This is a genomic window from Hafnia paralvei ATCC 29927, from assembly GCF_001655005.1.
Lineage (GTDB): Bacteria > Pseudomonadota > Gammaproteobacteria > Enterobacterales > Enterobacteriaceae > Hafnia > Hafnia paralvei.
The window spans coordinates 129,388-150,192 of record NZ_LXET01000007.1 but is presented as its reverse complement, the minus strand read 5'-3'; the positions used below and the strand labels follow the sequence as shown (position 1 = coordinate 150,192).

The window sequence follows — 20,805 nt, the reverse complement described above, 5'->3', positions numbered from 1 at the left end:
CCAAGGCCATTGCAATGAGCAGGCCATTATTTATCAACCGTAGAAAATGAACATACGAATATCTATCCAAATGAATTTTAAGGATATATTTTCACGTAATTTAAATAGTAAGAAAATAAACAATGAACACAGGTGCAATTTCTTGCACCCATCGCTGCAAGAAACTTCACCTGAACATTAATTTATGTGATCACGATGACTAAAGGGAATGGTTGAAAATAACATTAAGATAGCTAATTAATACTGTATTCCTGGAGCTTATACATTAAAGCTCGGCGACTAATTCCCAGCGCTTTAGCCGTATCGATACGGTTGCCCTGATATATTGCCAGCACGCGCTCAATAATCTCTTTTTCATACTGTTTTAAGCTCTCTTTTAATTTTATTGGTTTATCGAGCAGCTCTGTCATTTTCGGATTATTTTCCACTACAGCTGTGTCTTGAATCATTTCCTGCTGAAATCCGATGGGTAGATCGTCAACGAAAATCATATACCCCGTACTCATAATCACAGCGTGTTCAACGGCATTAGCAAGCTCACGCACGTTGCCTAACCATGGATAATTTTCAAGCATACGAATAGCACTGACGTCAAATCCGATAATATCTTTATTATTTTCCGCACTAAATTTCTGCAAAAAATAGCGCGCCAGTAATAAAATATCTTCCGGTCTTTCACGTAGAGGCAATGAATATAAGTGCATCACATTAAGACGATAATAAAGATCGCGCCTAAACTCACCTTGCTCGATCATGTCGCTCAAATCACGATTGGTAGCCGCTACAATGCGCACATCGATTTTGATAGTTTGGCTGCCACCAACGCGCTCAAACTCCTGTTCTTGTAATACGCGCAACAGCTTCACCTGCAAATTAAGTGGCATCTCACCAATTTCATCCAGCAGCAGTGTTCCCTGATGGGCACGCTCAAATAGCCCCTGCCGTTGCATTTGCGCGCCGGTAAATGCGCCCTTCTCATGGCCAAACAATTCGCTCTCTAGCAACGATTCGGGCAATGCGCCGCAGTTAACCTTAATAAACGGTTGTTTAGAACGCGGGCTATTATAGTGAATCGCCTTCGCGATAAGCTCTTTGCCAGTACCACTTTCGCCAGTGACCAACACATTGGCGTGGCTCTGAGCCACTTTGGCAATGGTTCTACACAACTCCATCATTTTAGGGTTATTCGTCAGAATTTTGTCACAGTGATAACTATCTGACAGTTCACGGTGCAGAATATTGATTTCTTGCTTCATGTTGCGTAATTGCAGCGCACGATTAATTAAGAGTTTTAACTCATCCAGCTCAAACGGTTTGATCACATAATCGAAAGCGCCTAGGCGTAATGCCTCCACGGCCGTTTCAACGGCGGCATAAGCCGTCATTAAAATAATCGGCGTATCCAGCCATTTCTCTCGCATGCGCTGCAAAGCTTCAAGGCCATTCATCGTTGGCATGCGAATATCCATCAACACGACATCAGGCCTTTCTTGTTCAAAAATAGCCAGAGCATCCTGACCATTATCTGCACAGAAAACCTGATTACCTTCCTGTGAAAAAACCGTGTTCAACATCCTGAGAACGTTTTTTTCATCATCAACGATAAGAATACGGTAAGGCTGGCTCATAGCAAATTCCCATTATTTCTTTTCAGAGGTAAAATAATCATGACCTTTGTACCCTGGTGAATTTTACTTTCTATTATCACGTCACCAGAGTGGTCGTTAATAATGCGCTGCACAATCGATAGTCCTAATCCTGTACCCTGTGACTTGGTGGTAAAGAACGGCATGAATATTTTCTTCTGAACGTCATCACTCATGCCACCGCCGGTATCTTTGATTGTGATCTGTATCTTTTCCATCGTTAAGCGGGTCGTTTCTATAGAAATTTCACCTTTAGCGGGAATTGACTGCACGGCATTAATCAGCAAATTCAGGAATACTTGTTTCAAACCACTAGCGTCTACCTCAAGAGCGGGCAGGGTTTCATCCAGTGAAATAGAAAAGTCTATTCGGCTATTCACTCCATTGGTCTGAACTAACACTAACGTTTCTTTTATAATCTGATTAATGGAGACTTCTTGGAACAGTCTGGATTGTGGACGCGCAAAGTCTAAAAGCTGCTGAATAACTTTATTAATAGAGCGTACTTCGTGAATAATAATATCGATATATTCAATTCGCTGTGGATCACTCTCACCCTGTTTTAAATATTGGATAAACCCACTAATAGCGGTTAATGGATTTCGCACCTCATGTGCAACCCCAGCCATAAGCTCACCGAGCGTAGCCAATCGTTCAGCCTGAGCGATATGGCGCTGCATTTCTTTTTGCTCCGTAAGGTCGGTAAAAATCACCAAAGCACCAATAATTTCATCATCGGAGTTACGTAATTGGCTACTGCTGGCTTTGATTTGTAACACGCGTTCTTTTGCTGGATAACTGACCTCAACGCCAACGTGTTCCACACCGTGTTTTAGCGTATCAAGCAAGGGACTACGATATTCATCCTTTTCAAAGATAGCGGCGTAATCGTGATCGAAAAGCTCGACTAATGAATAACCCGTAATATTAACCGCAGCCGGATTACACATAATAATACGCCCGTTAACATCAACGCTAATCATCCCATCGGCGGCGCTTTCGATAATTAATTCATTCAAGGTTTTCGCTTCTTTCAGCGCGTAAGCCAAATGGTTAATTTTATCCGCAATACCTTCCATCTCCCCTTTAAGCGGTGGCATCTTCGTATTTAAATCAAAGGGAAGTTTACTCAATCGTTCTTTAATTAAATCCACATCTCTCGATAAACGTCGTGAAAATGAGAGGATCAAAAACAGGCTGCTAATAAGGCCAATACTTATCACGCTGATAATGCTGGCATCCATAGCCCAAGCCTGCTTATCAATATCGTTAGAAAACTCATTAGCCCAAATATAACCAATGACTTCACCCTTCCGGCGAATCGGGATCATGGCATTAAGAACATCTCCCCTGACCTGCGACCCCGACTTGATCTCAGCCTTACCGCTTTTCATCACCGTTCTTCCGGGATGATCCTGCGCAATCGAAACGCCCACTTTGCTGCCATACAGCGCCTGTGGCGCATAGGTGATGATGGCATCGACATCTCTATGGTAATAACCGGCTCCAACGTTTGGAAATGCACGCGTTATTTTTTCCGTTCTATCGGCCAACACCTTATTCAACGCAGCAATTCTTTCTTGCCGTGAGGCCGTTGCATAGAGCGTTAAATCATCACCTAAAGCGTCATCAAGTAGATGAGCGATAGAGTAAAGCTTATTCTGCTTCTCCTCTATCAATGCTGTTCTGCCATTCTTTTCAACAAAATACGACATCACTAAAATAGGAAGGAAAACCATAAAAACGGCCAAACAAATCATTCGGGCACGTAACGTTGCTGGGAATAATCGATTCCCTAGTGTGAAATATTGTCTCAACAGCCAATTCATAATGATATTTCGGTGTAGGCGCATAAAAAATTCATATTTATTAAAATTAAGTTAAGAAAATATTTATGATAATATATTCCGCTCTCGTATCATCAGAAATTCTTAATTATCATAGAAATTAAAAACTGTAGATAAATATACGCTTTTTTAAACAATAAGCTTTGAGCACACTCTCAAAGTCCGCAATGAATGAGGTTAATCAAATAGAAGGGAGATTTATCACTGGTGCAGAAACACATAGCACAAGAAGAACAATCACATTGATGATCAGATATTGCATCTTGACCTTGTGCAATGGTATACCCGTAATACTTGGCGTGGCAGAGGCATTAGCGGCGTTTGTGACTCAGACCAGCCTTATGCCTCATCCCGCGATGATAGCTGCAACTCGAATTATTTAGGGTATATTAGAATTATTGCTAATCTCCACTTATCCGAATCAGTAACGCTGCGCAACAAAACGACAAGCGGAGACAGAAACCACGGATTACATGCTATTACTGGAAAAACAATGACGACTGCAACCCATATTCACCTGCTAGTGCGCCCAATGACGCCCAGCGACAACTCCGACATTGCTCAAGTTATTCGTGAAGTCTCAGCAGAATGCGGGCTTACCGCAGACAAAGGTTATACCGTTTCAGACCCTAATCTCGATCACCTCTTTGACGTCTATAGCCAGCCACGCAGTGCCTATTGGGTTGTTGAACTAGATGGAAAAGTCGTTGGCGGCGGCGGCATAGCACCGCTTGAGGGGGCCGATATCACCTTATGCGAGTTGCAGAAAATGTATTTTTTGCCAGTGTTACGCGGCAAAGGGTTGGCCAAACAATTGGCACTTCAGGCGATGGATTTTGCCCGTGAGAACGGTTTTACCCAATGCTATCTGGAAACAACCGCCTCTCTCACCGCGGCTATCGCGCTATACGAAAAGCTTGGTTTTCAACATATCGACGAAGCGCTAGGCAGTACACGTCATGTGGATTGCGAAGTTAGGATGCTAAGAGATCTGTAATCTTCACTCTGTCTTCAGGCCGATACATTCGGCCTGTTTTAATTTAACGAACTGCATTCTAGCCGCTCACGCCAGCGATAAGACGCCAGTATGATGATGAGTAAAACCCCCTCAGCCACCAGCATACTCATCCCCTGCGGGCTAAACCACGTTCCCAGAATCACCGCCGCGTTTAAAACAATTGAAATCCACGCAATCCAAGGAAAGAACGGAGAGCGATATTTGATCGTCTCTTGTGGATAGAGCCCCGCGTTAACCTGCTTACGAAATCGATATTGGCACCAAGCAATAACCATCCACGCCAAGCAACCAACCTGTCCTGTGCTCGCAATAAGATAGAGATAGAGCGTTTGAGCCGAGATGTATTTTGTTAATAGTGAAACCAGCGCAATAGCCGCAGTAAATAAAATACCTTTAGCCGGAACGCCCTGCATATTCACGCTGGCAAAGACTTTTGGTGCGAAACCATCTTTTGCCATCGACCACAGCATCCGAGAGCTGGCATAAATGGCAGAGTTGGCGGCAGAAAGCGCAGCAGAAAGAATCACGATCAGCATGAGTGTTCCGGCGCTGGGTAAGCCGACTCGTTCAAAAACCCAGACAAACGGACTCACGCCGCGAATAGGATGGTTGTAAGGATAAACCAAAGCCAAAATAGAAATCGCCAGCACATAGAAGAGAATAATGCGTACACCAATCCCTTTAATGACTTTTGGTAAAACTTTTTGAGGGGATTCAGTTTCTCCAGCCGCATTTCCAACTAATTCCACTCCTTGAAAAGAATACACCACGATAGTCATGCAAATAAAAATGCTCCACACGCCGTGTGGAAACCATCCATCAGCGGTTTTTAGCGTTGGCTGCCACGGAGTTTGGTTATACATCTGGATGATCAGATAGAGGCCGATCAGGATAAAGAAAATAATCGCGAAAACCTTAATGGCAGAAAGCCAATATTCACACTCGCCAAACACATTAGCAGATAACAAATTCACAGCGGCTAATAACAATAAAATCCCTAGGCAGAAATAATAAACTGGGATATCTGGCATAAACTGATGAGCGATTAATCCTGCGGCAGTCAGATCGGCCGCCAGTGAAAATACCCAACTAAGCCAATAGAGCCAGCCAATGGCATAGCTCCAAATAGGATGGGGAAGAAACATCAATGCATAGTGTTGAAATGAGCCTGAGTGTGGAAACGCGCAGGAAAGCTCGCCAAGACACATCATGGTCATCATCATTACGCTACCAGCGATAAGATAGGCCAGCAGCGTTCCTAACGGGCCAACCGTATGTAATGGTTCAGCAATACCGATAAATAAACCCGTTCCAATGGTGCCCCCTAAAGACATCATCAGCAAATGACGTCTTTTGAGAGTACGCCGTAGTGTTGTTCCCTCTTGCGGGGGAGGCACTTCCTGCATACGGCTCATAGATTCCCCCTACCGGTGGGTTCTCCCACCGGCATTAGGTTAAGTATCAATATTTGAAACGTCGTTGCACACCACGCGTTTGGCACGCCATCAATAAACCGGTGTAATCCAGTTCAAAGCTGACGATATCCCCAACTTTCAGCGGTTGTTGGCTATCTTCAATATCAACGAGCGTATGATCGCTGGTTTGACCTAACACGCTGATAGCATCGTCTTGAGGTACACAGTTTTCAGCTGGCACATCCTGACGACCAAATGCCAACAACGCACGTTTGCGCGTGCCGTGATCGGTAAATGACTTTGGCTGCAGGAAAGCGTCAACGCCGAGCTCCCCGACGGGAACCGTCGGTTTACTATTAAGCTCAATAATTTCTGCATGCAGCATATACATATCAGAACATGCCTTGCCGACATCTTTGCCTGAATGGTGGAAAGCATCGAGATACTTCATATCCACATATTCGATGCCAAACTCATGCAATCCACCGATACGTAAATGATTTAATCCCGCAGGCCAGATACCTTTGTCCAACAAGTGATAGCTGGTGCAGTTTCCGGCGGAAAGATGATCAATTTTCACGCCTGAATCCGTTTCAATACGTTTAGCGATTTCAAGAAAGTCTTCGCCGTTTTTCACCGTCGGCAAGACGGTTCCATAACAGTTGAAATTAGTTCCGAGCCCGTACAGAGCCAGCCCTGGCAGCTCTTCAATCAGTTTTACTGTCGCCAGAATTTGCTCGTAGTGGGCAAACCAAATGCCCTCTCGTAAATCCCCCATATCAATCATTAACAAGACTTGATGAATTTTTCCCTGACGCTGGGCCTCATCTGAGAGCGCCTGCATAACCACCGGTTCGCTGTTCAGACTGATATCCGCGTAACGCACCACATCTTCAATTTCACTCAAGCATGGGCTACGTAATAGACAGGTCGTACAGCCCGTAGCGCGAATTTTCTTCAAATTATAGGTACGCGATTCTGCGATCACGTTAATTCCGCCGTCTAAAACGGCCTGTGCAGTTTCAATACAACCATCAAAAACTTTATTCACTGCCATAACCTCAATACCGTGTGCGGCTAACATCTCTTTTTCCACACGAGCATTTTCGGTCAGTTTCTTTAAATCGATTTCAAGCGTTGGCATGTACATATTATTTCACCTCACCAGCCAGCAATTTTGCATTGCGCTTTTGAGCACGGTGATAAATCACTTCCGCCACGATGACAGCTAAAAGTGCCCCGCCGATAATTTTTCCGGCATATTGGAAATAACTCCCCATATCGATCTGCGAAGGGGGAATAAACAACAGACATACGGCAAAAGCGATAGAAATAAAGCCCAGAGCCGGTAGCAACACGGGTAATACGCGGCCAGGAATTTTAAAACTGCGAGGCGTATCCGGTTGAGTGATACGCAGGCGATAAAATGCTGGGAACATCACCAGATAAGGAATGAAATAGGTGATAGTTGTTAACGCAGTCAGCATCCAATACGCAGCAGCAACGCTTGGAGAGACGAAAGTAGAAAAGCACAAAACAGTCACGATTAGAGCTTGCATCACCAGTGCAAAAGCCGGCGTTTGATATTTAGGGTGCAGTTTACCGATGCGCTCGCCGAGCAAATTATCTTCGCGTGAAGCTTCTTGCAGCATGTAAATTGGACCGACTAACCACGAGTTAATTTGCCCCAGCGCACCAAAAAACATACAGATGGCCATCACAGGCAATAACCACGGCATGTGCAATGTATCAGCCGCAGAACGCATCGCCTGCATCACGCCCGCTACGATATCGGTATTACCAGCCGGTAACAGCGTATTCAGCGCCCAAGTACCCACCATATAGATACCCACTATCACGACGGCAGAAACCGCCATGGCACGCGGGAAATCACGCTGAGGATTACGAGTGCGCCCAGCAATCATCGGAGCAACTTCTAGTCCAGCAAAGGCAAACATCATGCTAGATAAGAAAACAATGGTGTCCCAATGGCTAAGGTCAGGGATCCAGTTTGCCGCCGTTGCATAGTCGGTCTGCATTTCGTGTCCAGTACACAGCCAAACAACAGCCAGCAGGATCAAAATTGAGGAGGGAATAAATACGCCGCACCAAGCACTGACGCTATTAATTATTTTTGTCCACTGCATGCCACGAATATTCAACAGAGTCAGCAGCCAAAATATCACCATGGAGCCAACGCCGATAAATACCTTACTTTCAGCCAAACTGTCGCTGAACATATAGCCCAACGCCGTAAAACCAAATTGCAGCATCAAAGGAAAAAATAGAACGCAGGAAAACAAAAAGCACACCACCACGATCCATGCGATGCGCTTACCGAAGGCCTCTTTAATCCAAACGAAAATACCGCCGTCTTTTGGCCACCCGGTTGACAGCTCGCCACACACCATTGCTAATGGGAAAAACAGGCAAAAAGCAGCGATAACCCACAGCAACATGGCTGATGCCCCATAAGGCGCCACGTTGGGTATTTGTCGTAAACTCAGAATCGCAATGACGTTCATAAAAACGATGTCTTTGATTCCGAGCAGACTTGAGTTGCTATTACTCATGGTCATCTCCAGAGAAAACCAGAGGGCGACCGTCGCCCTCTGTAGCAAAGGGCAAATTAGAAAATGTCGTACTTGACCATATCTTCGTAGGTGTCTTCGCGCCGAATCAGTCGATCCTTGCCCTGATTGTCAATCATCACCACCGCAGTGCGTGGGCGGTTGTTGTAAACCGTCTGGCTTTCAATGGTGTAGGCTCCCGCATCAAGGAACACGACGACGTCACCAATTTGGGTATCATGCGGCAATAAGAACTCTTCCCCTTTGACGCCCATATGGAAGTAATCCCCACCGTCACACAGCGGACCCGCTAGCTTGATATACTGATCGTGCGGCTCAGTGATGCGAGAAGCGTTATAGACGTAGAAGAACCAGTCGAAATGTTGGCTGTCAGACAAAACGCTGTAGCCCGCATCCACGAATTTCCATTCAACGTGGCATTCAACATTGCCTTCAAGGTCATAGTTTGTTTTACGTTTTTCACAGGATACGTCGGTTAACAGCACGGCTGCAGACCCAGTGACTTTGCGCCCTGGTTCAATACAGATTTCAACGTCAGTACGCCATTTATGCACTTCGCGAATCACTGCATCAGCAAAGTCCTGAGCCGTGATCCCTGCATACATGTTGTCTTTTAACGGATCGCCATTCTCTTCATCATATTTGTAAGGTACTGGAATACCGCCACCCACGTTGATCAAATCAAATTTGATCCCCAGAACTTCTTCCAAACGGCGAGATTCATCTACCAACACCTTGGTCGCTTTCGCAAAAGGCTCTGATTCTGGAACCTGATCACCAACGTGCATGTGTAAGCCACGCAGTTTCACATAAGGCATTTGCAGAATACGACGGCAGGTTTCCTCTGCCTGCTCGAGATCCAGCCCCGATTTAGCATGAAACGCAGTGACTAACTCAGCGTGAGTGGCAGAGGGAACGTTTGGTTCTACGCGGACACAGACGTTGGCCGTTTTCTTCAAACGACGAGAAATTTCGTCGATATGGTCAAGCTCATACAGGCTATCGACGTTGATAAGATAGAGTTCATTATCAATAGCATACTCGAGATCTTCCGGCTTTTTTACCACTCCATTGAATACGATTTGGCTACCGGAAAAACCGATTTCTAGACACTTACGTACCTCATAAAGCGAGTTAGCCTCTGCACAGATGCCTGCATCTTTAATCGCTTTCAATACGCCCATCACCGAACATGTTTTTGAGGCAAAAAACGTTTTGGTATTGGCATGCGCAGAGAACGCCTGCTCAATTTCTTTGATGTTGCGCACAATCTCTGGCTCAGAAAACACATAAAACGGGGTACCGTATTTTTTTGCCAAGGCCTCGACGTCTACACCTTCAAAGCACAGTTTTCCATTATGGCTAGTGAAACGACGATCTTGCTCAATAACGTTTTGACGCAGTTGGTTATAGTTTTTAACGATGTTATCTGACATAAAATCCTCTGCTTATCGACGGCTTGATGTGTGATATACCCATACAGATAACATTGTTATTGCAACCACCATGCCAAAATTATTTTCCTTTAAAATCAATAAAATAATAAAACAGATAACAAAAAAATTTTGTCATATATTCGAAAAGTTACCTAAGTGACGAAAATCCGTCACTTTTTGAAAGGACACACATATGCCTCCACTCGATCCAGAATTGCAGCATGCACTTGAGATGTTTTCTCGCTTCTTCGATCTTATCCACCAGCCATTAGCGATTATTAATCGCGAGGGAAAATACGTTTATTACAATCAGGAAAGCGCAGATCTGGATGGCTATACCGTTGAGCAGGCGCTCGGTCACCACATGCTGGACGTGTACCCCAAGATGAAAGAGTCACAAAGCACTATGCTGCACTCTCTCAAACAGGGGGTGGAATATATCGGCCACTATCAGGTCTATTACAACGCTAAAGGGCAGGCCGTAGATTATCAGCACACCACAGCGCCGCTGTATGGCAGCAGTGGTGAAATGGTCGGCGTGATTGAGATTGGCAGAAACATGTCCAGCGTGCGCCGATTGCAAGAGCAGGTTGTCGAATTAAATCAATTACTCTACTCAAATCGAGCAGAAAACACGCACGACATCATTACGGAAAACGCCGCAATGCTTGCGTTGATAGACAAAGGTAAACGCCTTGCCGTCAACGATATTCCTGTCGTCATTGTGGGAGAGACCGGCACTGGCAAAGAGCTTTTTGCGCGCTTAATACATCGTTGCAGCAAGCGGGCGAAAAAGCCTTTCATCGCCCTAAACTGTGGCGCGCTACCTCCAACGTTGATAGAGAGCACCCTCTTTGGCACAGTCAAAGGGGCTTTTACCGGTGCAGAAAATAGCCAAGGTTATCTTGAGCTTGCTGACGGTGGAACCCTGTTCCTCGATGAACTGAATGCCATGCCAATAGAAATGCAAAGCAAGCTACTGCGCTTTCTACAGGACAAAAGCTTCTGGAAATTGGGGGGAAATCATGAGATTCATTCCAACGTGCGTATCGTGGCAGCAATGAATGAATCCCCTACCCAGTTAATCAAGCAAAATAGAATGCGCGCAGACCTGTTCTATCGTCTTGGAGTAGGGATGCTCGCGTTGCCACCGCTTGCCTCCCGACCAGAGGATATCCTGCTTTTGAGCCGCTACTTTATTGATAAATATCGCGATGACGTTGAGCATGACATTCAGGGAATAAGTGAGAAAGCCTGCAGTATTCTACTGAAGCGCTCATGGCCTGGTAACGTCCGTATGTTGGAAAATACCATCGTACGCAGCATGATTATGCAAGAACGCGACGGTCCGTTAGAAAACATTGCTTATGATGAGGAGTGTCCAGAGCTGTTCCCTGAAAGCAGCACGGCTCGCGAGATAGCAGCAGAGCAACCCCATACTCTTGAGTCATTTGCCAGCAACGGCGATCTCGTCAGTCAAGTGGCCCAGTTTGAACAACACCTGATTACCCGTGCGCTTAATCATGCCAATGGCAACGTCGCAGAAGCCGCCAAAAAACTGGGGCTATCCCGTACAACGCTGCATTATAAAATCAAAAAATATGCGATTCGATTAGGGGTATTATCTAACGGAGCCTAACCATTTTAGTCATAATCCACCGGCCAAAAGGTCGGTGGATTAATATGAGTGACGTTTACAGAATATCTTTGTCAGAATAAAAAACGCATTCAGTTAATGTTTTTTAATGTACATGTCCTTGGTATAGAAATATCCAAGATTGTTAGTGTGATACCCACCGACATACGGTTTTACTAGCTTAACGACCACATATTGGTAAACAGGAATAGCAGGTACATTTTGCGCGAGGACATCTTCTGCCTTCTGGTAAAACTGCCCTCTTTGTTCAAGACTTCCAGCCATTGCCGCTTGCTTCATTGCCTCATCAAAATCAGCGTTGCTAAAGCCGGTAGTATTCTGACTATCGCCGGTACGGAAATTATTTAAAAAGGTTGAAGCATCATCATAATCGGCAATCCATGCATAGCGTACCAAGTCATAAGTGCGGCTGTGCATGGTGTCTAACATGGTTTTCCATTCCTGATTTTGCAGTTTGGCTTCCACGCCTAAATTCTTTTTCCACATCGAACTTGCCGCAATAGCAATTCGCTGATGAGACTCCGAGGTATTGTAGAGTAAATCAAAACTCAATGGTTTCGCTTCGCTAAAACCAGCCTCTTTCAGCAATTTCTTCGCCTCGCTGATCCGCTGTTCATGCGTCCAGCTTGCGTAGTCTGGCTTCTTGAACGTCACACCACCGGTCGTATCCTGACTCGTCATCCATGCCGGCCGCTGTCCCTGGCCTAATACTTTCTCGGCAATAATATCTTTATCTAAACCAAGGTTTAATGCCAACCGCACCCGAGGATCATTAAATGGCGCTTTTGTTGTATTGAATTGGTAATAATACGTCGCCAGATTGGGTTCAACATGAACCTGCTCACCCAACTGCGCTTTTAGCGCTTTAAATTGAATCTGCGGAACCGGATAAGCAATATCGATTTCTCCGGCTTTATAACGATTTATATCCGCTGTTTCAGATGCAATAGGTAGATAAGTCACACGGTTAATCACCGTATGGGCATCATCCCAATAGTTTTTATTACGTTCTCCAACCACTTTTTCATTCACAACCCATTGCGAAAGGGTGTAAGCACCGCTGCTGACAAAATTTCCCGGCTGAGTCCATTTATCGCCATATTTCTCTACGGTTTTCTGGTTGATAGGCACTAATGAGTTATGCGCCAGCATCGAAAGAAAATAGGCCACCGGCTGATTCAGCGTTACCTGTACGGTTTTATCGTCCAGCGCTTTGATACCAAGCGTATCCGGTGATTGCTTGCCCGCCACGATTTCCCCTGCGTTAGTGACATGCATGTTATTAAGATAGCTACCATAAGGAGAAACCGTTTTAGGATCGACAAGCCTACGCCAGCTAAATACCACATCCTGCGCGGTAATAGGCTCGCCATTCGACCACTTAATATCAGGTCTTAAATGAAACGTCCAAACGCGGTTGTCTTTATTCTCCCAGCTTTCAGCCAATCGAGGCTCTATGCTGCCATCGTGTTTAATGCCGACCAGCCCATCAAAAAAATCGCTGATAATATTAAACTCAACGTCGCTCTCGACCTTATGCGGGTCAAGCGATGCGGGTTCACTGCCGTTATTTCTGACGAGTTCCTGCTTAGTCGCCAGTTCTGTTCCTGCGGGGATAACCGCCGCCAGCGCAGAGCTACACATTCCCATTAGCCCTAATGTAAGCCAGATATTGCGTTGTATTTTATGTTGGTTTGCAGCCATTACGTTCACCTTATGCAGTGATTTTTATAGGTATTATTTGTTTAATCTCTATGGCTTCGATTTACAATGAATTTAACTAACTATTTACATTAGATGTGACATACCGCATTTACATCACGCGCCTATTTATTCAACGCGTAATTCAATACTGATAAATATAAAAACTAACCAAAAAAATACGCAAAAAAAATCCGGTGCCATTACTGACACCGGATCCACTGTTCTCAATGAGAAGTTAAAGATTAATGGCGAATGCCGTTATCATCTTCATCAACGCCTTCCGCGTCGTCTTCATCATCTTCGTCGCCTTCTTCACCATTTGGATCTTCGAAGTAGGTGCCCCAGCCGTCATAATTCACATTCATTTTTTCGGCTAGGTTCATCAGCTGTTCAACCTGAGTGTCGATAACTTCCGCATTCAGACCGACTTCGCTGATCACATCACAGCACATCAACAATGTACCGTCTTCAACTTCCAGCTCTTCGGCATCCGTCACTTCGTAACCCAGCTTGAAAGCTTCAACCGCCGCTTTCTCTAACAGCTCGAAGTTATCCGCCGAAAGGTGGTGTTCAATGGTGTATAACGCGTCCGGATCGCTACCGTCATCCAGCAGTTCTTCAATGATCAGGCGAGTTTCTTCACGTTGTTCTTCTAATAGCTCAGGGTTTGCCATGTCTTTGTCCTCAATCTGTGTGCAATCGCGCTAGTTTCATTCTCCCACAGCCACGGCTGCGCCTCCATAAGAAACGTGAATATTTATCTGACTGGGGGTTGATTTTGAATTTTAATACACTTAATGTGAATATTAATTCATCAAGCACAATAAAAACACAACTGGGGATGGGCACTATGAGTCAGCTATATCAGCATCACTTTCTTAGACTATTAGATTTCACTCCTGCGGATATCGCATACCTACTCACTTTAGCCGCTGAGTTAAAGCAGGCTAAAAAGGCAGGCAATGAACCGCAGACGCTGAAAGGTAAGAATATCGCGCTCATCTTCGAAAAAGACTCCACCCGAACCCGTTGCTCTTTCGAAGTTGCCGCTTATGACCAAGGAGCCAACGTGACCTATTTAGGCTCCAACGGCAGCCAGATTGGCCATAAAGAATCCATTAAAGACAGCGCACGAGTTCTGGGCAGAATGTACGACGCTATTCAATACCGTGGGTGGGGGCAAGAGGTGGTCGAAACGCTGGCTCAGTATGCCGGAGTACCGATTTGGAACGGGCTTACCGACGAATTCCATCCAACCCAAATTTTGGCCGATCTGCTTACAATTCAGGAGCATATGCCAAACAAGCCACTATCGCAGGTAAAACTCGCGTATTTGGGCGATGCACGTAACAACATGGGTAATTCTCTGCTGGAGGGGGCCGCTCTGATGGGAATGGAGCTACGTTTAGTGGCCCCAAAAGCCTGCTGGCCGGAAGCGGAGCTGGTAGCTCAGTGCCAAGCTATTGCCGATAAAACTGGAGCCAAGCTCGTTCTTACTGAAGATCTCGCCGAAGGCGTGAAAGATGCCGATTTCCTGTATACCGACGTTTGGGTTTCTATGGGAGAACCGAAAGAAGTGTGGAAAGAACGTATCGCGCAGCTACTGCCGTATCAAGTCAACATGAACGTGATTAAACTAACAGGCAATCCACAGGTGAAATTCCTGCACTGCTTACCTGCATTTCATGACGATCAAACGGCCGTCGGCAAACAAATGGCGGAACAATACGGCTTACACGGCGGAATGGAGGTCACCGACGAAGTATTCGAATCTGAACATAGCATTGTGTTCGACGAAGCAGAAAATCGCATGCATACCATTAAAGCCGTAATGGTGGCGACGTTGGGTAAACTCTAATTACAACTCTACTCACCAACAAATCAGCGCGCCTGATATTCATCGGCGCGCTAATTTTATTTTAAATCGCGGTCACGACTTCAGGCCTAATACAAGTGCCTTTTTCTCGGCGTAAAATTGCTTCGGCATCGGATAACGCACCAATGAAGGCCGTTCCGCCGGTTTGTTCGACAAACTCAATGACGGCCTCCGCCTTTGGCCCCATGGCACCATCAGGTGCGGCAAAAGGACGCAATATTTCAGGCGTAACATCACGCAAAGCCCTAGCCTGCGGCGTCCCCCAATCCTGATAGACCGCATCTGCGTCGGTTAAAATCATTAAATATTCAGCTTGCAGCTCTTGGGCTAGTAAAGCAGCGGATAAATCCTTATCGATGACCGCTTCAACGCCACAATAACCATGTTGACTAGCAATCACCGGCATTCCACCGCCACCGGCACAAACTACAATATGATCGCTATCTAACAAGCACTTAATGGAGGTAAGCTCTACCACCCTCCTTGGCTTAGGCGAGGCCACAACTCGACGAAAATATTGGCCATCCGCTTTCATCGTCCAGCCATAACGCGCCTCTGGCTCGTGTTGCTGATCGGGGAGGTATACAGGGCCAATAAATTTACTCGGATGCTGGAACGCTGGATCATCTGCCTCCACTTGAATACGAGTCAAAAGGGTCACCACCTGTGGAATACTCTCTTTTTGCTCCAGTGTTTGAGCAATCATATACCCCAACATTCCCTGAGTTTCAGCCACGAGAATATCCAGCGGATACGCAGGCGTTTGCTGATCCAAGGCCCCTTGCAACGCAAGTAAGCCTACCTGTGGGCCATTACCATGCACAATCACCACTCGATAATTTTTGACCAGACCAGCAACTACCTCTGCCACCTGAGTAATATTTTTGTACTGATTTTGGGCCGAAAGAGTTTCTCCACGCTGCAAAATAGCGTTTCCTCCCAGCGCGATAACAACGGTTGGTTTCATTTTATTCCCCATAAAAAGCGTTAATTTGTTGGGGTAAAAATAAGTTTATTTAAAATATAAAATGTGATGGTTGCTACATTTAAAATACAGTCTATTATTTTTTTATAATCAGAATGCCACGCCGCCATTTAATTAAATAAAATTGAATAATAGATTTTTTAATTTTTTTTACTAATAAGCCTTCAAATAAGAAAACTTACCTTACAATAGATCAAATGTGATTTATCTCACCAGAATCCCCTTACGATTATTATAGCTTACCGTCATAGCGATTTGGCACGAACCATTTTTCATTATAGCTATGCCCAATAATTTCAATATTTGGGACGGTAGCATTTTTGACGTCCAGCACCACCGATTGAATCAGTGATAGGGATGAGCAGAACAGCTAACGCTCCAAATGCTAGAAGTGCTGGGTATTCAGGGGAGTATCTTATGTCACAATCGATAGAGCATGCGGGCTCACCGCAAAAAACAGGTATACCAGCTTGGTGGGTAACTGTATTTTTATTCTGGCTCGGCTGGATATTTATGTATGCAGACCGTACAGTATTGAACCCAGTGATGGGAGAACTACAGAAAGAGTTTGGATTAAATGGAACGCAATTAGGAATACTTAATTCAGTTTTTTATTTTTCCTATGCACTACTGCAAGTCCCAGCAGGAATTCTAGGCGATAAAATCGGTAAGAAAAAAGTATTAGTCCCTGGTTTTTTATTATTTGGCATTTTCACCGCCGTCACCGGATGGGCGAAAACTTGGACGACGCTACTATTTTCTCGCGTCGTTACTGGTGCTGGAGAAGGGACTTATTACGGCCCTCAATATGGTTTATCTTCTGAACAAATTCCTAAGAAATATCGTTCTCTGGGCAGCGCCATCATTAACAGCGGTATGGCATTCGGTATTGCTCTTGGACTGATGTCATCAAGCTGGCTTGTATACGATCAGGGCCACAGTTGGAGAATGCCGTTTTACGCGATGGCCGTGCCAAGCATCCTAACCGGCTTAGCTATTTGGTTTTTCGTTAAAGAAAAGAAACGCAGTGCTGTCACCGCCGATGGCGTCGCGGTTAAAAAAGGCAAATTCAGTGATTTACTGAAAAACCGCAACCTGCTGTTGGTCTATCTGATGGTGTTTTGTAGCCTGTTTGGCTTCTTCGTTATTCTGACATGGCTGCCCTATTACCTCCAAAGTGAACGCGGGATCCCTGGCAGTGAAACCGGCTTTATCTCGTCTTTGGTGGCATGGATTTCGATTCCTGGCGCCCTGATGTTCTCAACCATTTCAGACCGTTTAGGCAAGCGTAAACCACTCATTTTAATTCTGGTTCCACTCGCCATTCTGAGCATGCTCTCAATTGTTTGGATGCCCACCATGGGTGGCGTTATTACGGCGCTATGTATCTATGGTTTGGTTGGCAAGCTCGCACTCGACCCAGTTCTGGTGGCTTTAGTTGCCGATAGCGTAGACGAAAATAACTACAGCACCGCCTTCGGTTTATTCAACTTTATCGGCATGAGCTCCTCTATTTTGGCGCCGATCATCGCCGGTGCAGCTCGCGATCTCACCGGCAGTTTAGCCTCCAGTTTCTACGTATCAGCAGCCCTCTTGGTCATTGGCCTGTGCGGCATGTTGTTCCTGAAAGAAAAGAAATAATCCGAGGGAATTAAAATGATTTATGCATCTGTAAAAAAAGGCAGTTTTCAGGACTCCGTCAGTCTGATGCTGATATCACGTAAGCTCAGTGAATCACCTCAGGTCGATGAGGTTTCCGTCATGATGGGCACGCCAGCGAACAAATCACTGCTAGAGACGACGGGCTTCTGGCATGACAGTTTTGCCAGCGCCACACCAAACGATATCTGCGTAGCAATACGGACTCACGTAGAGGTTCCTGATATTGCCCAGCTCATCAGCCGACAGTTGGAAACTGAGTTGAGCGCTATCGCTCAAGGACAAGCCAGTGGGCAGCACTTGCAAAAGGTTCGTCGTTGGGAAACTGCGCTGCAAAAGCTTCCTGATGCCAATCTGTTACTCATCTCCGTCGCGGGGGAATACGCTAACGACCTAGCCCGTCAAGGGTTAGAAAACGGCAAAAACGTTATGTTGTTCTCCGATAACGTGCCGGTTGAACAAGAGCTCGCACTTAAGCAAACCGCTCGGGGAAAAGGGTTGCTGGTGATGGGGCCCGACTGCGGTACCGCCATGGTGGCAGGCGCACCTTTAGCCTTCGCTAACGTTCTGCCTAAAGGATCTATCGGGGTAATTGGCGCATCCGGCACGGGCATTCAAGAGCTCACGTCACAAATCGCATTGCTCGGTCATGGGGTAACACATGCACTGGGCCTTGGCGGCCGCGATCTCAGCGAAGCGATTGGCGGTATCAGTGCGCTAAGCGCGCTAGAGATCCTTGCAGGAGATGAACAGAGCAAAGTACTCGCCTTTGTATCCAAACCTCCAGCGGAAAGTGTGCGTAAGCAGGTAATTAACGCCATGCAAGCCGTGGCAAAGCCAGTAGTCGCGCTCTTTTTAGGTAGTAAACCTGAACATAAACACGAAGGGAATGTTTGGCTAGCCAGCTCATTAGCGGAAGCTGCTCACCTTGCCGTTATGCTGGCCAGCGTTGAGGAAATCGCCGCCGCCCAATCTAGCGTGGTAGGTAAGAAAATCCTTGGTCTCTATGCTGGTGGCACACTGGCGGCGGAAGCCGCGATGTTGTTGGCAGAGCAGATTAACGTCACTGCCGATAGCAAGCACGAGCGCGGCATTATGCTGCACGCCCAAGGACATACCCTCATCGACTTGGGTGATGATGCTTACACCGTTGGACGTCCACACCCAATGATCGACCCAACTAGCCGCTCGCTTGAGATCCAAAAGATTGCCCACCAGCCAGAAATTGGTGTGCTGATGGTCGACGTTGTGCTGGGCTATGGTGCATGCGCCGATCCTGCCAGCGCAGTTCTGGAAGCAGTAAACAAAGTACGCGCAGCACGCGGCGCTGAAAATCCATTAGTCGTCATCGCAACGGTTACCGGAACTCAGCAAGATCCTCAGCCGCGCGCTGAGCAGATCGACACGCTCATCAACGGCGATATTGTCGTGATGAACACGCTACAGGAAGCCGTGTTATTGGCTCACCATCTGATCGTCCGCGCACCAGAGACACCTCATTACTCCCGTGCTCCACTGCTGGATGGCGTCAAAGTCATCAACGCAGGCCTGCGCAGCTTTGCTCAGGATTTACAAAGCACCGGCTGCCCTGTGGTGCATTACCAATGGGCCCCCATCGCGGGCGGCAACGCTCATTTAGCCAGTTTGCTAAAACAACTACATTAAGAGGTCTGCTATGTACTCATCTATTACGCACGCCAATGAGGCGATCGTGGCACGCATTAAAGAAGCCCGCCCATTCTGGACCGGTGTTCATTTGGCAAAAGACGTTATTCCAGCTTTACGTCAGGGGAAAACCTTACTGCACGCCGGACCACCGATTGAATGGCAGGATATGACGGGGCCGATGCGTGGAGCATGCCTCGGTGCATGCCTCTATGAAGGCTGGGCTCAGAATGAACAACAGGCTCATGCCCTGCTTGAAGCAGGAGGGGTAACGTTTATCCCTTGCCATCATGTTAACGCCGTCGGCCCAATGGGAGGGATTACCTCCGCCAATATGCCAGTGCTTGAAGTAAAAAATCATACACATGGCAACAGTGCCTACTGTAATTTGAATGAAGGCATTGGCAAGGTGATGCGTTTCGGTGCCTATGGCGAAGACGTTCAACGCCGCCTGCGTTGGATGCGCGATACTTTAGCTCCGGTGTTGCAACAGGCGCTGAGTGAAACCGAAAACGGCATCGATCTCAGTGCGCTGATGGCGCAGGCCATCACGATGGGAGATGAATTCCATCAGCGTAACATTGCCGCCTCTGCGCTGCTGATGCGCACGCTGGCGCCTAAAATTGCGCTACAAAACGACGATAAAGCACGACTGGGTGAGGTCTTACAGTTCCTTAGCGTAACCGACCAGTTCTTCTTGAATCTCGCTATGGCTTATTGCAAAGCTGTGATGGATGCCGCCGCAGAAATCAAAGCGGGTTCCATTGTGACAGCGATGACGCGCAATGGCCGAGACTTCGGCATTCGCGTAAGTGGGCTGGGCGATCGTTGGTTTACGGCGCCGGTCAATACACCTCAAGGGCTGTTCTTCACCGGCTTTAGCCAAGACGACGCTAACCCGGATATCGGCGATAGCGCCATCACTGAAACCTTTGGCATCGGCGGTGCAGCGATGATTGCTGCACCAGGCGTCACGCGTTTTGTCGGCGCTGGTGGCATGGATGCAGCGCAAGAAACCTCTGAAGAAATGAGCGAGATCTATTTACAGCATAATCCGCTGCTGCAAATTCCATCATGGAATTTCCAAGGCGCGTGCTTAGGTCTAGATATTCGCCGCGTCGTCGAAACAGGGATCACTCCGCTCATCAATACCGGTATTGCCCATCGCGAAGCAGGCATTGGTCAGGTCGGTGCAGGTACCGTTCGGGCACCGTTACCTTGTTTTGAACAAGCGCTAGAAGCGCTGGCTGAAGCAATGAATATTCACGCATAGCCGTTCGCACCAAACGTTTCACACATAACTTAG

The 20,805-nt window shown here is 46.5% G+C and carries 15 protein-coding genes; 6 read left to right on the top strand and 9 right to left on the bottom strand.

The features are described 5' to 3' along the window. Window positions 1-233: 233 nt before the first annotated feature. Together atoC and atoS are read right to left on the bottom strand one after the other, a co-directional pair. A complete protein-coding gene (atoC, locus tag M988_RS02195; protein ID WP_064572650.1) occupies window positions 234-1,628 on the bottom strand; it encodes an acetoacetate metabolism transcriptional regulator AtoC in 1,395 nt (464 codons plus the stop codon). Continuing rightward, a complete protein-coding gene (gene atoS, locus M988_RS02190; RefSeq protein ID WP_223283568.1) occupies window positions 1,625-3,475 on the bottom strand; it encodes a two-component system sensor histidine kinase AtoS in 1,851 nt (616 codons plus the stop codon). The genes atoC and atoS overlap by 4 nt, the downstream gene beginning before the upstream one ends. Before the next feature lie 511 nt (window positions 3,476-3,986). Between atoS and M988_RS02185 the strand changes: the two genes are divergently transcribed. Further along, window positions 3,987-4,490 carry a GNAT family N-acetyltransferase gene (locus M988_RS02185; RefSeq protein ID WP_008815354.1) on the top strand — a complete coding sequence of 168 codons (504 nt, stop codon included), beginning with the start codon at window positions 3,987-3,989 and terminating at the stop codon, window positions 4,488-4,490. Window positions 4,491-4,528: 38 nt separating this feature from the next. Here the strand turns inward: M988_RS02185 and M988_RS02180 are convergent, their stop codons facing one another. From M988_RS02180 to dokD, 4 genes are read right to left on the bottom strand one after another with little or no spacing between them, the layout of a single operon-like run. After that, window positions 4,529-5,926, bottom strand: coding sequence for an amino acid permease (locus M988_RS02180; protein WP_064572647.1), 1,398 nt, complete (start codon window positions 5,924-5,926; stop codon window positions 4,529-4,531). 46 nt (window positions 5,927-5,972) lie between these two features. After that, window positions 5,973-7,076 (bottom strand): alanine/ornithine racemase family PLP-dependent enzyme, encoded by a 1,104-nt coding sequence (locus tag M988_RS02175; RefSeq protein WP_064572645.1) that lies wholly within the window; start codon window positions 7,074-7,076, stop codon window positions 5,973-5,975. 1 nt (window position 7,077) lies between these two features. Further along, window positions 7,078-8,499 (bottom strand): APC family permease, encoded by a 1,422-nt coding sequence (locus tag M988_RS02170; protein ID WP_008815357.1) that lies wholly within the window; start codon window positions 8,497-8,499, stop codon window positions 7,078-7,080. Between the two features lie 56 nt (window positions 8,500-8,555). Next, window positions 8,556-9,953 carry an ornithine/lysine decarboxylase DokD gene (gene dokD / locus M988_RS02165; protein WP_008815358.1) on the bottom strand — a complete coding sequence of 466 codons (1,398 nt, stop codon included), beginning with the start codon at window positions 9,951-9,953 and terminating at the stop codon, window positions 8,556-8,558. A 193-nt stretch (window positions 9,954-10,146) separates the two neighbouring features. Between dokD and M988_RS02160 the strand changes: the two genes are divergently transcribed. Further along, on the top strand, window positions 10,147-11,592 hold the full coding sequence (locus M988_RS02160; RefSeq protein ID WP_064572643.1) for a sigma-54 interaction domain-containing protein: 1,446 nt from the start codon (window positions 10,147-10,149) through the stop codon (window positions 11,590-11,592). 93 nt (window positions 11,593-11,685) lie between these two features. Here M988_RS02160 and M988_RS02155 read toward each other — a convergent pair whose 3' ends face one another. Continuing rightward, window positions 11,686-13,314 (bottom strand): ABC transporter substrate-binding protein, encoded by a 1,629-nt coding sequence (locus tag M988_RS02155; RefSeq protein WP_064572642.1) that lies wholly within the window; start codon window positions 13,312-13,314, stop codon window positions 11,686-11,688. 242 nt (window positions 13,315-13,556) lie between these two features. After that, a complete protein-coding gene (gene rraB / locus M988_RS02150; protein ID WP_064572641.1) occupies window positions 13,557-13,988 on the bottom strand; it encodes a ribonuclease E inhibitor RraB in 432 nt (143 codons plus the stop codon). A gap of 167 nt (window positions 13,989-14,155) precedes the next feature. Between rraB and argF the strand changes: the two genes are divergently transcribed. Further along, window positions 14,156-15,172 carry an ornithine carbamoyltransferase gene (gene argF, locus M988_RS02145; protein ID WP_071603086.1) on the top strand — a complete coding sequence of 339 codons (1,017 nt, stop codon included), beginning with the start codon at window positions 14,156-14,158 and terminating at the stop codon, window positions 15,170-15,172. A 61-nt stretch (window positions 15,173-15,233) separates the two neighbouring features. Here the strand turns inward: argF and M988_RS02140 are convergent, their stop codons facing one another. Next, window positions 15,234-16,157, bottom strand: coding sequence for a carbamate kinase (locus tag M988_RS02140; RefSeq protein ID WP_064572636.1), 924 nt, complete (start codon window positions 16,155-16,157; stop codon window positions 15,234-15,236). Between the two features lie 435 nt (window positions 16,158-16,592). Between M988_RS02140 and M988_RS02135 the strand changes: the two genes are divergently transcribed. From M988_RS02135 to M988_RS02125, 3 genes are read left to right on the top strand one after another with little or no spacing between them, the layout of a single operon-like run. After that, window positions 16,593-17,816, top strand: a complete 1,224-nt coding sequence (locus tag M988_RS02135) for an MFS transporter (protein WP_061059500.1) — start codon at window positions 16,593-16,595, stop codon at window positions 17,814-17,816. 15 nt (window positions 17,817-17,831) lie between these two features. Then, window positions 17,832-19,499 (top strand): acyl-CoA synthetase FdrA, encoded by a 1,668-nt coding sequence (fdrA, locus tag M988_RS02130; RefSeq protein WP_064572634.1) that lies wholly within the window; start codon window positions 17,832-17,834, stop codon window positions 19,497-19,499. Between the two features lie 10 nt (window positions 19,500-19,509). After that, entirely contained in the window at window positions 19,510-20,772 is a 1,263-nt protein-coding gene (locus M988_RS02125; protein ID WP_061059498.1) for a YlbE family protein, read from the top strand. The last annotated feature ends 33 nt before the right edge of the window (window positions 20,773-20,805 follow it).

What these genes read in the sequence shown, in the direction of transcription:
- rraB (WP_064572641.1), bottom strand. Translation starts at nt 13,988, where the DNA reads ATGGCAAACCCTGAGCTATTAGAAGAACAACGTGAAGAAACTCGCCTG.
- argF (WP_071603086.1), top strand. Translation starts at nt 14,156, where the DNA reads ATGGGCACTATGAGTCAGCTATATCAGCATCACTTTCTTAGACTATTA.
- atoS (WP_223283568.1), bottom strand. Translation starts at nt 3,475, where the DNA reads ATGAATTGGCTGTTGAGACAATATTTCACACTAGGGAATCGATTATTC.
- dokD (WP_008815358.1), bottom strand. Translation starts at nt 9,953, where the DNA reads ATGTCAGATAACATCGTTAAAAACTATAACCAACTGCGTCAAAACGTT.
- M988_RS02180 (WP_064572647.1), bottom strand. Translation starts at nt 5,926, where the DNA reads ATGAGCCGTATGCAGGAAGTGCCTCCCCCGCAAGAGGGAACAACACTA.
- M988_RS02140 (WP_064572636.1), bottom strand. Translation starts at nt 16,157, where the DNA reads ATGAAACCAACCGTTGTTATCGCGCTGGGAGGAAACGCTATTTTGCAG.
- M988_RS02185 (WP_008815354.1), top strand. Translation starts at nt 3,987, where the DNA reads ATGACGACTGCAACCCATATTCACCTGCTAGTGCGCCCAATGACGCCC.
- M988_RS02175 (WP_064572645.1), bottom strand. Translation starts at nt 7,076, where the DNA reads ATGTACATGCCAACGCTTGAAATCGATTTAAAGAAACTGACCGAAAAT.
- M988_RS02160 (WP_064572643.1), top strand. Translation starts at nt 10,147, where the DNA reads ATGCCTCCACTCGATCCAGAATTGCAGCATGCACTTGAGATGTTTTCT.
- M988_RS02125 (WP_061059498.1), top strand. Translation starts at nt 19,510, where the DNA reads ATGTACTCATCTATTACGCACGCCAATGAGGCGATCGTGGCACGCATT.
- M988_RS02170 (WP_008815357.1), bottom strand. Translation starts at nt 8,499, where the DNA reads ATGAGTAATAGCAACTCAAGTCTGCTCGGAATCAAAGACATCGTTTTT.
- M988_RS02135 (WP_061059500.1), top strand. Translation starts at nt 16,593, where the DNA reads ATGTCACAATCGATAGAGCATGCGGGCTCACCGCAAAAAACAGGTATA.
- M988_RS02155 (WP_064572642.1), bottom strand. Translation starts at nt 13,314, where the DNA reads ATGGCTGCAAACCAACATAAAATACAACGCAATATCTGGCTTACATTA.
- fdrA (WP_064572634.1), top strand. Translation starts at nt 17,832, where the DNA reads ATGATTTATGCATCTGTAAAAAAAGGCAGTTTTCAGGACTCCGTCAGT.
- atoC (WP_064572650.1), bottom strand. Translation starts at nt 1,628, where the DNA reads ATGAGCCAGCCTTACCGTATTCTTATCGTTGATGATGAAAAAAACGTT.